The 14,838-nt window shown below is 42.4% G+C and carries 12 protein-coding genes; 3 read left to right on the top strand and 9 right to left on the bottom strand.

Translation table 11 applies throughout. The annotated features are described in order from the left end of the window. Positions 1 to 14 precede the first annotated feature (14 nt). The 9 genes from argA to sdhC all read right to left on the bottom strand — a co-directional run bounded on the left by argA (position 15) and on the right by sdhC (position 11,388). The gene (gene argA / locus IRQ78_RS04870) at positions 15 to 1,355 is read right to left on the bottom strand and encodes an amino-acid N-acetyltransferase (protein WP_194441509.1); all 1,341 of its coding nucleotides are present in this window, start codon (positions 1,353 to 1,355) and stop codon (positions 15 to 17) included. A gap of 194 nt (positions 1,356 to 1,549) precedes the next feature. Continuing rightward, positions 1,550 to 2,422, bottom strand: coding sequence for a succinate--CoA ligase subunit alpha (gene sucD / locus IRQ78_RS04875; RefSeq protein WP_054551365.1), 873 nt, complete (start codon positions 2,420 to 2,422; stop codon positions 1,550 to 1,552). Continuing rightward, positions 2,422 to 3,588: an ADP-forming succinate--CoA ligase subunit beta gene (sucC, locus tag IRQ78_RS04880; protein ID WP_054551366.1), complete on the bottom strand. Its 1,167-nt coding sequence runs from the start codon at positions 3,586 to 3,588 to the stop codon at positions 2,422 to 2,424. The genes sucD and sucC overlap by 1 nt, the downstream gene beginning before the upstream one ends. Positions 3,589 to 3,765: 177 nt before the next feature. Next, positions 3,766 to 5,265 carry a 2-oxoglutarate dehydrogenase complex dihydrolipoyllysine-residue succinyltransferase gene (odhB, locus tag IRQ78_RS04885; protein WP_187489250.1) on the bottom strand — a complete coding sequence of 500 codons (1,500 nt, stop codon included), beginning with the start codon at positions 5,263 to 5,265 and terminating at the stop codon, positions 3,766 to 3,768. Positions 5,266 to 5,268: 3 nt separating this feature from the next. After that, positions 5,269 to 8,088, bottom strand: a complete 2,820-nt coding sequence (locus tag IRQ78_RS04890) for a 2-oxoglutarate dehydrogenase E1 component (protein WP_138600672.1) — start codon at positions 8,086 to 8,088, stop codon at positions 5,269 to 5,271. 84 nt (positions 8,089 to 8,172) lie between these two features. After that, positions 8,173 to 8,889, bottom strand: coding sequence for a succinate dehydrogenase iron-sulfur subunit (locus IRQ78_RS04895; protein WP_054551369.1), 717 nt, complete (start codon positions 8,887 to 8,889; stop codon positions 8,173 to 8,175). A 10-nt stretch (positions 8,890 to 8,899) separates the two neighbouring features. Continuing rightward, positions 8,900 to 10,672 (bottom strand): succinate dehydrogenase flavoprotein subunit, encoded by a 1,773-nt coding sequence (gene sdhA / locus IRQ78_RS04900; protein WP_194441510.1) that lies wholly within the window; start codon positions 10,670 to 10,672, stop codon positions 8,900 to 8,902. Beyond that, on the bottom strand, positions 10,673 to 11,020 hold the full coding sequence (sdhD, locus tag IRQ78_RS04905) for a succinate dehydrogenase, hydrophobic membrane anchor protein (protein WP_054551371.1): 348 nt from the start codon (positions 11,018 to 11,020) through the stop codon (positions 10,673 to 10,675). It abuts the gene before it with no gap. After that, positions 11,011 to 11,388, bottom strand: coding sequence for a succinate dehydrogenase, cytochrome b556 subunit (sdhC, locus tag IRQ78_RS04910; protein ID WP_082389167.1), 378 nt, complete (start codon positions 11,386 to 11,388; stop codon positions 11,011 to 11,013). The genes sdhD and sdhC overlap by 10 nt, the downstream gene beginning before the upstream one ends. A gap of 408 nt (positions 11,389 to 11,796) precedes the next feature. Between sdhC and IRQ78_RS04915 the strand changes: the two genes are divergently transcribed. From IRQ78_RS04915 to IRQ78_RS04925, 3 genes are all read left to right on the top strand, one after another. Beyond that, positions 11,797 to 13,083: a citrate synthase gene (locus IRQ78_RS04915; RefSeq protein ID WP_054551373.1), complete on the top strand. Its 1,287-nt coding sequence runs from the start codon at positions 11,797 to 11,799 to the stop codon at positions 13,081 to 13,083. 111 nt (positions 13,084 to 13,194) lie between these two features. Continuing rightward, the gene (locus IRQ78_RS04920; protein WP_194441511.1) at positions 13,195 to 14,409 is read left to right on the top strand and encodes an aminotransferase class V-fold PLP-dependent enzyme; all 1,215 of its coding nucleotides are present in this window, start codon (positions 13,195 to 13,197) and stop codon (positions 14,407 to 14,409) included. Between the two features lie 13 nt (positions 14,410 to 14,422). Continuing rightward, positions 14,423 to 14,836, top strand: a complete 414-nt coding sequence (locus IRQ78_RS04925; protein WP_194441512.1) for a SufE family protein — start codon at positions 14,423 to 14,425, stop codon at positions 14,834 to 14,836. The last annotated feature ends 2 nt before the right edge of the window (positions 14,837 to 14,838 follow it).

Consider the following 14,838-nt stretch of genomic DNA (forward strand, 5'->3'; position numbering starts at 1 on the left):
AGGTGACGCATGCGTCACCTCTTATTACCTAGCTTAGTTAAATCTAGACGCAATACTTTAGAGCGGCGTTCATGATTATATAGCGCTTTTTTCTTCGGAGGTAGTTCATCAACTGTCACTATTTCAAAACTTTGCTCTAAAAACCAGTGAATGCTGCGTGTGGTGAGAGCAAATAAATGCGAATAACCTGCACGTTTAGCCTTATTAATAATAAACCTCAGTAGATAACTGCCGCGGTCGGCATCTCGGTACTGAGGGTGAACAGCCAAACTTGCAAACTCCCCTACTTGTTCATCAGCAAACGGATACAAAGCCGCACAGGCAATGATTAGCCCATCACGCTCAATAACTGTAAATTGTTCAATTTCGATTTCTAGCTGTTCACGAGAACGGCGCACTAAATAGCCTTGTTGTTCAAGGGGTCTAATAAGGTTAATGATACCGGTAATATCAGCAATACTTGCACTTCGTAATTGCTCAGAGCTTTGTGGTGCGATTTGTGTACCAATACCATCTAAAGAGAATAACTCTTGAAGTAATGCGCCATCCTCTTTGTAACTAACAAGATGGCAACGATGTACGCCACCTCGACAAGCATCAATTGCAGCTTGTAAGAATACAGTAGCACTTAAACATGAATCTGGTTGCTTACGATAGTTTACTAGTAGCTGCTCAGCTTCATTTGGCATTAGCTCTGCAATTGCTTCACCATTTTCATCCAAAATACCGGCTTCTTTACAAAAGCCAAGCATTTTATCGGCGCGTAGTTTGAGAGCTACTTGCGTAGCAATTTCTTCAGCTGTTAAGTTAAAGCTTTCACCTGTAACAGACGCCGCTATTGGCCCAAGCAGAACAATTCCGTTGTTATCTAACTGGTGGCGAATACCCGCAACATCGATACGTCTCACTCTACCTGAATGATGATAGTCAACACCTTCATCAACACCTAAAGGCTGAGCAATAACAAAATTACCACTCACAACATTTAAAAATGAGCCAGACATAGGTGTACTACTTAAAGACGTAGATAAACGCGCGGTTATATCGAACTGCATTGCACCCGCAACTTTTTTAATTACATCAAATGTTGCGTTATCAGTTACCCGTATCTCATTATGAAACTGACTAGTTATGCCAACTTGTTCAAGCGCTGCGTTAAACTGTGGGCGAGCACCAAACACTAAAACAATCTTAATACCAAGACTAGTTAATAACGCGACATCGTTGATGATGCTGCGACAACCAGACTGATCGATCGCCTCTCCGCCAAGCATAACAACGAATGTTTTACCGCGGTGAGCATTAACGTATGGAGTTGACTGGCGAAATCCATCTACCAATTCTGTGGTACGCACGTAATATTTACCTTATTAAAGTCGAATGTTTTAATAAAAACAGATATACAAGCCACAAGTGTATGGAATTTATATTCACAAATAAAGCATTATTATTCTTAATTTATAGGCGGAATTTTCGTGCGAGTTATAAGAAAGGGATAAATACAAAAAAGGCCCGCATAAGCGAGCCTTTTTTAAGAGATTAGAACTGATTACCAGCCTGTTTTCTCTTTAAGTGCATTACCGATATCAGCTAATGAACGTACAGTTTTTACGCCAGCAGCTTCTAATGCAGCAAATTTCTCATCAGCAGTACCTTTACCACCTGCGATGATTGCACCAGCGTGACCCATACGCTTACCTGCAGGTGCAGTAACACCAGCAATGTAAGAAACAACAGGTTTAGTCACGTTGTGCTTGATGTATTCTGCAGCTTCTTCTTCTGCAGTACCACCGATTTCACCGATCATAACGATAGCTTCAGTTTGCTCGTCTTTTTCGAACATTTCTAAAACGTCGATGAAGTTAGTGCCAGGGATTGGGTCACCACCGATACCAACACATGTTGATTGGCCGAAACCAGCGTCAGTAGTTTGCTTAACCGCTTCATAAGTAAGAGTACCAGAACGTGATACGATACCTACTTTACCAGGCTTGTGGATGTGACCAGGCATGATACCGATCTTAGTTTCACCCGGAGTGATAACACCTGGGCAGTTAGGACCGATCATACGAACACCAGTTTCATCAAGCTTAACTTTAACGTCAACCATGTCTAGTGTTGGGATACCTTCAGTGATACAAACGATTAGCTCGATGCCAGCATCGATAGCTTCTAAGATTGCATCTTTACAGAAAGGTGCTGGTACATAGATAACTGATGCAGTTGCGCCAGTTGCTTCAACAGCGTCACGTACTGTGTTGAATACTGGAAGACCAAGGTGCGTTTGACCGCCTTTACCTGGGCTTACACCACCAACCATTTGCGTACCGTACTCAAGCGCTTGCTCAGAGTGGAAAGTACCTTGGCCACCTGTGAAACCTTGACAGATAACTTTTGTATCTTTATTGATTAATACAGACATTATTTGCCCTCCGCAGCAGCAACAACTTTTTCAGCTGCGTCTGTTAGTGATTCAGCAGCGATGATGTTAAGGTCAGAACTAGCTAGTACTTCACGACCAAGTTCAGCGTTAGTACCTTCTAAACGTACTACTACAGGAACATTTACACCTACTTCTTTAACTGCACCGATGATACCTTCTGCGATCATGTCACAACGAACGATACCACCAAAGATGTTAACTAAAACAGCTTTAACGTTGTCGTCAGATAAGATGATCTTGAATGCTTCAGATACACGCTCTTTAGTTGCGCCGCCACCAACATCTAGGAAGTTAGCTGGCTTGCCACCGTGTAGGTTTACGATGTCCATAGTACCCATCGCTAGGCCTGCACCGTTAACCATACAACCAACGTTACCGTCTAGTGCAACGTAGTTAAGCTCGAAGCTTGCAGCGTGAGCTTCACGCGCGTCTTCTTGTGAAGGATCGTGCATTTCACGGATTTTAGGTTGACGGTAAAGCGCGTTACCATCTACACCGATTTTACCGTCTAGACAGTGAAGGTTACCTTCGTCTGTGATTACTAGCGGGTTGATTTCTAATAATGCGAAATCGAAATCGTTGAACATGTTTGCAAGACCCATGAAGATCTTAACGAACTGTTTCATTTGAGTAGGGTTTAAACCTAGTTTGAAACCTAATTCACGAGCTTGGTAAGCTTGAGGACCAACTAGTGGATCGATCTCAGCTTTGTGAATTAATTCTGGAGTTTCTTCTGCAACTTGCTCGATTTCAACACCACCTTCAGTAGATGCCATGAAAACAACTTTACGAGAAGCACGATCTACTACAGCGCCAAGGTATAATTCGTTAGCGATGTCAGTGCAGCTTTCAACAAGGATTTTAGCTACTGGCTGACCATTTTCGTCTGTTTGGTAAGTAACTAAGTTTTTACCTAACCAGTTCGCAGCGAACTCTTTAACTTCGTCGATTGTTTTAACTAGCTTAACACCACCAGCTTTACCACGGCCACCTGCGTGAACCTGTGTTTTAACAACCCACATATCACCGCCGATTTTCTCAGCAGCTGCTGCAGCTTCTTCAGGTGTATCGCAAGCGAAACCTTGAGAAACTGGTAAACCATATTCGGCAAAAAGTTGTTTTGCCTGATACTCATGCAAATTCATGATGCTTTATCCAATTTTTTATACTAAAAGAGCTGAATATTTATGCAAAATAAACAGCTATCCCAAATTGCGCACTTAGTATAAATCCCAAGGCTCCACATGAAAACCCCAGTTAGACCAAAGGCGCAAAAAAAAAGCTGTGAACGAGGTTCACAGCTTAGTTTTCATACAACCAGATTAAACATCTAGTAGTAAACGAGTCGGATCTTCAAGTAACTCTTTAATTGTTACTAAGAAACCTACTGATTCTTTACCATCGATTTGGCGGTGATCATAAGATAACGCTAAGTACATCATTGGTAAGATTTCAACTTTACCATTTACAGCCATAGGACGCTCTTGGATTTTGTGCATACCTAAGATTGAAGACTGTGGTAAGTTGATGATTGGTGTAGATAGTAATGAACCGAATACACCACCGTTAGTGATAGTGAAGTTACCACCTGTCATATCATCAATTGATAATTTACCGTCACGACCTTTAAGCGCTAGCTCACGGATACCTTTTTCGATTTCAGCAACTGATAGCTTGTCACAGTCTTTAAGAACTGGAGTAACAAGACCACGTGGTGTAGAAACCGCGATGCTGATGTCGAAGTAGTTGTGATAAACAATATCATCACCGTCGATAGACGCATTTACTTCAGGGAAACGCTTAAGTGCTTCAGTTACTGCTTTCACGTAGAAAGACATGAAACCTAAACGGATACCGTGACGCTTTTCGAATACTTCTTGGTACTGCTTACGAAGATCCATAATTGGCTTCATGTTAACTTCGTTGAAAGTCGTTAACATTGCAGTTGAGTTTTTCGCTTCAAGAAGACGATTAGCGATTGTTTTACGTAAACGAGTCATAGGAACACGTTTTTGCGTACGGTCACCCATAGGTGCTGCTGGCGCTGCTGCTTCTGCTTTAGGCGCTGCTGCCGGTGCTTTTAAGAATGTATCAACATCTTCTTTAGTTACACGGCCATTTTTGCCAGTACCTTTGATTTTTGATGCATCAAGACCTTTCTCAGCGATTAAACGACGAACTGACGGTGTTAATACGTCAGAGCTGTCATTTGATTCGCTTGCTGGTGCTGCTTCAGCTTTAGGAGCTGCTGCTGCCGGTGCTGCACCCGCTTTAACTGTACCAATTACTTGCTCACCAAGTACTGTTTCGCCTTCAGCGTGAATGTGCTCACCCATGATACCGTCTTCTTGAGCAACAACTTCAAGAACAACTTTATCAGTTTCGATGTCAACAAGGTTTTGGTCGCGTGTTACCGCTTCACCTGGTTGAACGTGCCAAGTAGCAATTGTCGCGTCTGCGACTGATTCTGGAAGTACAGGTACTTTAATGTCCACTTCTTTACCTTCTGATGCTGGTGCTGATTGCGCCGCTGGCGCGTCTTCTGATTGAGCTGGTGCAGAGTCGTCACTTGCTGGTGCAGCATCTGCATCACCAAGTAATGCAATTACTTGTTCGCCAAGTACCGTTGCACCTTCTTCTTGTGAAATTTCAGTGATTACACCGTCATTTGGTGCAACAACTTCTAAAACAACTTTATCTGTTTCAATATCTACTAAGTTTTGGTCGCGGCTTACTTTGTCGCCAACACTTACGTGCCATGTTGCAACAGTAGCATCAGCAACCGACTCAGGAAGTACAGGAACTTTAATTTCTGTGCTCATTGCTTATCCTTTCTTTTCAATAGTAAGCGCATCTGCAACGAGCGCTTGTTGTTCTTTATTATGCACTGACATGTAACCACACGCTGGTGATGCTGATGCTTTACGACCTGCGTAAGTTAATTTAGCACCGGCTGGGATTGCATCAACAAAGTGGTGTTGAGAACAATACCATGCACCTTGGTTTTGTGGCTCTTCTTGACACCAAACAAAATCTTTAACGTGTTGGTAACGCTGCATGATTGTATCCATCTCAGCGTGTGGGAATGGATATAATTGTTCTACACGAACAATAGCAATGTTATTTAATTCTTGCTTACGACGCTCTTGTAGTAGCTCGTAGTAAACTTTACCGCTACAGAATACAACGCGTTCTACTTTATCTGCTGCAATATCATCGATTTCATCGATCATATTATGGAACACACCTTCAGATAACTCTTCAAGTGAAGATGTTGCCAACGGGTGACGAAGTAGCGACTTAGGCGTCATAACAATCAATGGACGACGAAGTGGACGTACTGATTGACGACGAAGCATTGCATAAACTTGCGCTGGTGTTGAAGGAACACATACTTGCATATTGTGATCAGCACACAACTGTAAGAAACGCTCTAAACGTGCCGAGCTATGCTCAGGACCTTGACCTTCGTAGCCGTGTGGAAGTAAACATGTAAGACCACATAAACGGCCCCACTTCTGCTCACCTGAACTTAAGAATTGGTCAAATACAACTTGTGCACCATTCGCGAAGTCACCAAACTGTGCTTCCCACATTACAAGCGACGTAGGTTCAGCTGTTGCGTAACCATATTCAAATGCAAGTACCGCTTCTTCAGAAAGAACTGAGTCATACACTTCAAATGCACCTTGCTTTTCGCTGATATTTTGCAGCGGCAAGTATGTTGATGCATCTTTTTGGTTATGAACAACAGCATGACGGTGGAAGAATGTACCACGACCTGAATCTTGACCTGTTAAACGGATATCTGTACCCGCATCAACAAGCGTTGCATAAGCAAGTGTTTCAGCCATACCCCAATCAAGTGGTTTTTCACCTGTTGCCATTAACTTACGGTCGTCGTAGATTTTCTTAACGCGCGACTGTGCTTTGTGGCTTTCTGGGAAGCTTGCTACTTTTTCGCCAAGCTCTTTTAACTTTTCAACCGATACTGTTGCATCGTACTCAACATCCCAATCGTGACCAACAAACTTAGCCCAATCAGAAGAGTGTGATGTTTCTAGTTGAATTTCTTCAACAACACAGTTGCCTTTGTCTAAACCGTTACGGTAATCATCAGCAAGTGCTTTTACTTCATTTTCTGAGAATGAACCTTCAGCAACTAATTGGTCTGCGTAAATTAGACGAGGTACTGGATGCTTTTTGATTTTTTGGTACATAAGTGGTTGAGTCGCGTTCGGCTCATCCGCTTCGTTATGACCATGACGGCGATAACATACTAAATCAATCACTACATCACGTTTAAACTGGTTTCTGAAATCAAGTGCGATTTGAGTAACAAATGCAACCGCTTCAGGATCGTCAGAGTTAACGTGGAAAATTGGTGCCTGAACCATTTTCGCAATATCAGTACAGTATGGTGTAGAACGTACATCAGACTGTTTAGACGTTGTGAAACCAACTTGGTTATTTACAACGATACGGATACTACCACCACAACTAAATGCATTAGTTTGCGATAAGTTAAATGTTTCTTGTACAACACCTTGACCTGCGATTGCAGAGTCACCGTGAATAGTAATTGGTAATGCTTTAATACCTGACTTATCACCTAGACGGTCTAAACGAGCACGTACCGAACCCATAACCACTGGGTTAACAATTTCTAAGTGAGACGGGTTAAATGCAAGTGCCATGTGCACGTTGCCACCCTTAGTTGCAAAGTCAGATGAGTAACCCATGTGATATTTAACATCACCTGAGCCTAATGTGTCTTTGTGTTTACCAGCGAACTCATCGAATAATTCTGATGGGTTTTTACCTAAAACGTTCACTAGTACGTTCAAGCGACCGCGGTGAGCCATACCAATAACAGCTTCTTTTTGTCCGCTTTCACCTGCACGATGAATTAGTTCTTTAAGCATTGGTACTAACGCATCACCACCTTCAAGTGAGAAACGTTTTGCACCAGGGAACTTAGCCCCTAAGTATTTTTCAAGACCATCTGCAGCTGTTAATCCTTTAAGGATACGTAGCTTTTCTTCTTTAGAGAACGTTGGACGTGATTGCACTGATTCTAAACGTTGTTGTAACCAACGCTTTTCTTCAGTTGAAGTGATGTGCATATACTCAGCACCAACCGACCCACAATAAGTCGTTTTGAGTGCTTGATATAGCTCACCTAATGGCATGGTTTCGCGACCGACAGCAAACGAACCCACATTGAATTCACGGTCAAAATCAGCTTCAGATAAATCGTGGTACTCTAATTCTAGATCACGAACACGTTCGCGTTGCCAAATACCTAATGGATCTAGGTTGGCATTTTGGTGACCACGGAAACGGAAAGCATTAATAAGTTGTAGCACCTTGACCTGTTTAGGATCACCAGAGCCACCCTCTGCTACCACTACTTCTCTATGCTTGTTTTTAGCAAGCTGTGCAAATTGTGAACGAACTTCTGAATGTTTAACATCAACATCCACACCATCAACTTTTGGTAATTGTTCGAACACTTCTCGCCATTCTTCTGGCACAGAAGTCGCATCATCTAAGTACGCTTCATAAAGCTCTTCTACGTAAGCAACGTTACCGCCGTTTAAGTGAGAAGATTCTAGCCATGCCTTCATCACACCTTCGTGCATTTATAAGCCCTTTTCTTTAGCGCAGAAATTAATTGTTGTAAAAACAAGGTGGTTAATCACTTAACCACCTTACATATTCAAGCTTTAAACAGCGCGGTTTAAAAGCATTGATTTGATTTGTCCAATTGCTTTGGTCGGGTTAAGACCTTTTGGACACACGCTAACACAGTTCATGATACTGTGACAACGGAACACGCTGAACGCATCGTCAAGGTCAGCAAGACGCTCTTCAGTCGCTGTATCGCGGCTATCAGCCAAGAAACGATACGCATGAAGAAGGCCCGCAGGACCGATGAACTTGTCTGGATTCCACCAGAACGAAGGACACGATGTTGAACAACATGCACATAAGATACACTCATATAAGCCATCTAACTTATCACGTTCTTCGATTGACTGAAGACGCTCACCCGCCGCTGGCGTGTCGTTAATTAGGTAAGGCTTAACTTTTTCGTATTGAGTGTAGAACTGACTCATGTCAATAACAAGGTCACGTACCACAGGTAAACCTGGTAATGGGCGAATTACGATTTTACCTTTGCCACCTTTAAGTAGCGTTGATAAAGGCGTGATACACGCTAAACCATTTTTACCATTCATGTTGATACCGTCTGAACCACACACACCTTCACGGCATGAACGACGGAATGATAATGTTGGATCTTGCTCCTTCAATTGCATAAGGGCATCCAATACCATCATATCTTGGCCTTCTTGCGTTTCTAGCGAGAAGTCTTGCATACGTGGTGCATTATCAACATCTGGATTGTAACGATAAACCGAAAATTGTACTTGTGCCATCGTCTCGCTCCTAGTATGTACGTGCTTTAGGTGGGAAAGCTTCACGCAGTTTCGGCGCGTAGTTTACATCACGTTTGCTCATTTCTTCGCTCTTAGGATCGTAGATTGAGTGACATAGCCAGTTTTCGTCATCACGATCTGGGAAGTCAAAACGAGAGTGTGCACCACGGCTTTCTGTACGGAAGTTTGCAGCTACTGCTGTTGAGTATGCTGTTTCCATCAAGTTATCAAGCTCTAGACATTCGATACGTGCAGTGTTGAACTCAGTCGACTTGTCGTCAAGACGAGCGTACTGAAGACGTTCACGAATTTCTTTAAGCTCTTTAAGACCTGTTGCCATTGCATCACCTTCACGGAATACCGAGAAGTTAAGTTGCATACACATTTGAAGGTCTTTCTTGATTTGTACTGGGTCTTCACCTTGGCCAGCTTTAGAGTTTTCCCAACGATTAAAGCGTGCAAGTGATGCTTCAAGGTCTGAATCAGACGCATCTTTACCTGCTTCAACACCGTTAAGGTACTTACCTAAGAAGTTACCAGCTGCGCGGCCGAATACAACTAAGTCAAGTAGCGAGTTACCACCTAGGCGGTTAGCACCATGTACAGATACACATGCAATCTCACCAACAGCGAATAAACCTTCAACTACTTTTTCTTGGCCGTTTGCATCAATTTGTAATGCTTGACCATTTACGTTAGTTGGAACACCACCCATCATGTAGTGACATGTTGGGATAACTGGAATTGGCTCTTTTGCCGGATCAACGTGCGCGAATGTTTTCGCAAGGTCACATACGCCTGGAAGACGTAAGTTAAGTGTTTCTTCACCTAAGTGGTCAAGCTTAAGCTTGATGTGTGGACCGTAAGGACCATCGCAACCACGACCTTCACGGATCTCAGTCATCATTGAACGAGCAACAACGTCACGAGACGCTAAGTCTTTTGCATTTGGAGCGTAACGTTCCATGAAGCGTTCGCCGTCTTTATTTAGAAGGTAACCACCTTCACCACGACAACCTTCAGTTACAAGTACACCGGCACCGGCGATACCTGTTGGGTGGAACTGCCACATTTCCATATCTTGCATTGCAACGCCAGCGCGTGTAGCCATACCAACACCGTCACCAGTGTTGATGTGTGCATTCGTTGTCGATGCATAGATACGGCCTGCACCACCTGTTGCTAAAACAACAGCTTTTGATTTGAAGTAAACAACTTCACCAGACTCGATGTCGATTGCTGTACAACCAACAACGTGACCGTCGCTGTTTTTAACTAAATCTAGTGCGTACCACTCAGAGAATACGTTAGTTTTGTTTTTAACGTTCTGTTGGTATAAACAGTGTAATAGCGCGTGACCTGTACGGTCAGCTGCTGCTGCAGTACGTGCAGCCTGTTCACCACCAAAGTTTTTCGACTGGCCGCCGAAAGGACGTTGATAAACACGGCCATTTTCAAAACGAGAAAATGGTAAACCCATGTTTTCTAATTCAGTAATAGCTTCTGGGCCTGTTTTACACATATATTCGATAGCGTCTTGGTCACCGATAAAATCGGAACCTTTAACAGTATCGTACATGTGCCATTCCCAGTTATCTTCATGTGAGTTACCCAGCGCAACCGTAATACCACCCTGTGCAGACACAGTGTGAGAACGTGTAGGGAAAACTTTTGAGATAAGTGCACAGGTTTTGCCTGATTCAGTGATAGCTAGTGCTGCGCGCATACCCGCACCACCGGCACCAATCACTACAGCGTCAAATTCACGAACAGAATAATTCACTTAAACACCCCATAAAACGATTAGACCAATTGCTACGTAAGCAACAGCCATAAGGTTTAATACAAAGCCTAAAACAGCACGTAATTTAGCGCATTTAACATAGTCAGTAAGAACTTGCCAAAGGCCGATACGGGTGTGAACCATGATGCAAACTAGGGTAATTAAGGTAAACCCTTTCATTGCTAGGTTAGAGAATAGGCCTTGCCAGGCTTCGAAAGTGACTTCTGGCGTACATAAAAAATAGCCGATAATAAAAATCGCGTAAGCGCTGATTATTAATGCTGTTGCACGTAGTGATACGAAATCTTGTACACCATCACGTTTAAGAGTTGCTTGATTTAAAACCATATCCACACTCCTGCTAGAATTGCAGCTACAACACCTAAAGCTAATGCAACTTTAGCGCTGAAGTTACCTGATTCAAGTTCTTCCCAGTGACCCATGTCCATAATGATATGACGGATACCACCAATTAAGTGATACGCCAATACAGAAATGGTGCCCCATGCTATGAATTTGGCAATGAATCCGCTGAACAGACCCTTGACGAATTCAAAACCTTCTGCAGAAGAAAGAGACTCAGACCAAGCCCAAATGACAAACGTTAAAGCAAAAAATAATGCAACACCGGTGACGCGGTGTAAAATTGATGCTTTAGCCGTTGCCGGCATAGATATAGTTGTTAGATCTAGATTTACAGGTCTTTGCTTTTTCACAGTTACTTGCCCATCTTGCCCTTATCGGGCTCATCTACTTGTTTTTCTAAAACCCATCAAAATGAATTTCGATGGAACTATCTAAGTAAACCGTGTTGATACACAAAAAGTTCACACTTATGCAAAACTCAAATGTAAAAATAAAGTTTACCTACAGACAATACGGTATAAAACCTTGGATAGTATATATAGCCAAAGGTCTTTTTACAATTCTTGTTTAGTAAGAGACGTTTGCGAATTAGCCAATAGTATAATATTTAATCCTGACAGAATATTTATTATCCATTTGTGCATAATGTTTATAAAAATTGACTTTATACCCCTCTTTCACGTTAAAATGAAAAGAATGTGCTTAAACAGATTCAGAACATAACAATCAGAGTTGTTATCTTAATAGGAGATAAATAGATGGCGGATAAGAAAGCCACGGTCCATATTGATGGTCTTGATCCAATCGAACTTCCAATTTACCAAGGCACTGCTGGCCAAGACGTAATCGACGTACGTACGTTAGGTTCACACGGTCACTTCACTTACGACCCAGGTTTCATGTCGACCGGTTCTTGTGAATCTTCAATCACTTACATCGATGGCGGCAAAGGTGTTCTATTACACCGTGGTTACCCAATCGAGCAATTAGCTGATGAATCAAACTACATCGAGCTTTGCTACTTACTATTAAACGGCGAATTACCGACTAAAGAACAATACGAAGCGTTTGCTCAAGAAATCACGCACAACACAATGCTTGATACTAAAATCGCAAACTTCTTCCAAGGTTTCCGCTTTGACGCTCACCCAATGGCAATGCTGTGTGGTGTTGTAGGTGCTCTTTCTTCTTTCTACCACGAAGATTTAGACATCACTGACGCAACACAACGTAAAACAAGCGCAATCAAGCTAGTTGCTAAATTACCAACTATCGCTGCGATGGCTTACAAATACAATGTAGGTCAACCGTTCGTTTACCCACGTAACGACTTAAGCTTCGCTGAAAACTTCTTACACATGATGTTCTCAGTACCAGCTGAAGAATACAAAGTAAGCCCTGTTCTTGCCAAAGCAATGGACAAAATCTTCATGCTTCACGCTGACCACGAACAAAACGCATCAACGTCAACTGTTCGTCTAGCAGGTTCTTCAGGTGCTAACCCTTACGCGTGTATCGCGGCTGGTATCGCATCTCTATGGGGTCCTGCGCACGGTGGTGCTAACGAAGCATGTCTTAACATGTTAGAAGAAATTGGTTCTGTTGACCGTATCGATGAGTACGTTGCTAAAGCGAAAGATAAGTCTGATCCTTTCCGTCTTATGGGCTTTGGTCACCGTGTATACAAAAACTTCGACCCACGTGCGACAGTAATGCGTCAAACATGTCACGAAGTACTTGCTGAGCTAAACATTCAAGATCCACTTCTTGATATCGCTATGAAGCTTGAGCAAATTGCACTTGAAGACCCATACTTCGTTGAGAAGAAACTTTACCCTAACGTAGATTTCTACTCAGGTATCATCTTAAAAGCAATCGGTATTCCAACAAGCATGTTCACTGTAATCTTTGCAATGTCACGTACTGTTGGTTGGATCTCTCACTGGGATGAGATGCTTTCTCAACCTGGTCACAAGATCAGCCGTCCTCGTCAGTTATACACTGGTGAAACTTCACGCGATTACGTACCAACAGACAAGCGTTAATACGAATTTGCGTTTAAAAAAGGCCGCTATGCGGCCTTTTTTGTTGCCCTGCACTTGTCTATTTGTGCAAAGTAATTAAAATCGTCGCATTCTTGTAGCTTAAGGCCTTTCATGTTCGATATCACAAAAATACGTGCTGACTTTCCAATACTGAATGAAACAGTCAATGAGCAGCCTTTGGTGTATTTAGACTCAGCGGCTACCTCGCAAAAACCACAGGCAGTTATTAATGCTCTTAGCCGTTTTTATAGCCACGAGAACGCCAATGTGCACCGCGGCCGCCATACACTCAGTGAAAACGCGACACGCCAATATGAGCAAACCCGAACGCTACTTGCAGATTATTTTTCTGTAAAAAATAATGAGATAGTGTGGACCAAAGGCGCAACCGAATCGATTAATTTAATCGCAAATGGTCTGGCTTCGAGGCTTAATCCTGGCGATAAAATTGCCCTATCTGCTATTGAACACCACGCCAACATAGTCCCTTGGCAACAATTAGCACAGCGCACCGGTGCAGAAGTCATTATTTTGCCGATAGAAAATGATTTAACTATTAATAGCGTGTACTGTAGTGAATTTATCAAGCAACAAAAGCCTAAAATAGTCGCTATTACCCATGCATCAAATACCCTTGGGAATATCACTGATTTAGCGCCGATCATTAACGCATGTAAGGCCATTAATGCTATATCTGTTGTTGACGGTGCGCAGGCTGCGATGCATTTACGCCCTAATTTACAAGAAATATCATGCGACTTTTACGTATTTTCTGCCCATAAAATGCTCGGGCCGACAGGTTTAGGAGGCCTATATGGCCGATTTGAGCTGTTAAATTCGCTCGATGTATATCAAACCGGTGGCGAAATGATCGAAACAGTGAACCTAACACACAGCACTTTTCGTGATGCGCCGGGTAAATTTGAAGCAGGAACACCCAATATTGCAGGTGTCATTGCCTTTAGTGAGGCAATAAATTATTTAATATCGTTAGATTTTCAGCAAATGCGTCAACATGAGCATACAGTTTTTGACTATGCGATAAAACAATTATCAGCTATTGATGGTATTAATATCTATTCAAACCAAACAGATAACATCGGTAACATTAGTTTTAATTATCGCGATGAACATCCGTTTGATTTAGCCACCCTACTTGATGGATTTGGCGTTGCCGTGCGTAGTGGCCATCATTGTACGCAACCTATAATGAGTCATTTAGGCATACCAGGGACTGTACGAGCAAGTTTTGCGTTATATAACACTAAAGCTGATGTCGATGCCTTTATCAGTGCTGTTAAAAGTAGTATTGAGTTATTAGATTAATTTTGGATAAGTTATGAATTCAGCGTTTGAAGCCGTTAGTAAAAACATTGAAACAGCTGCTGGGTGGCAGCAAAAATATCGCCAAATAATGCTCTTAGGTAAGCAATTACCTGTTATGCCTGAAGTACTCAAAGTAGATGATGCTCTAGTTAAAGGCTGCGAAAGTAAAGTGTGGCTTTATATTGAGTTTGATCACACAGAAAACAGCCTGGTTTTAGCGGGCGATTCAGATACGCGTATCGTCAAAGGATTACTGGCTTTAATTTTAGCCTTATACAATGGTCTAACACCGGAGCAAGCAACGCAAATTAATGCCTATGATGAATTTGAACGACTCGGTCTAATTAGCCATTTGAGCCCTTCTCGTGGGAATGGTATTAAAGCCATGGTTGATAAAATTCAAACCATGGCTGAACAAAAACAATAAGT

Source organism: Pseudoalteromonas simplex (genome assembly GCF_015278155.1).
GTDB lineage: Bacteria > Pseudomonadota > Gammaproteobacteria > Enterobacterales > Alteromonadaceae > Pseudoalteromonas > Pseudoalteromonas simplex.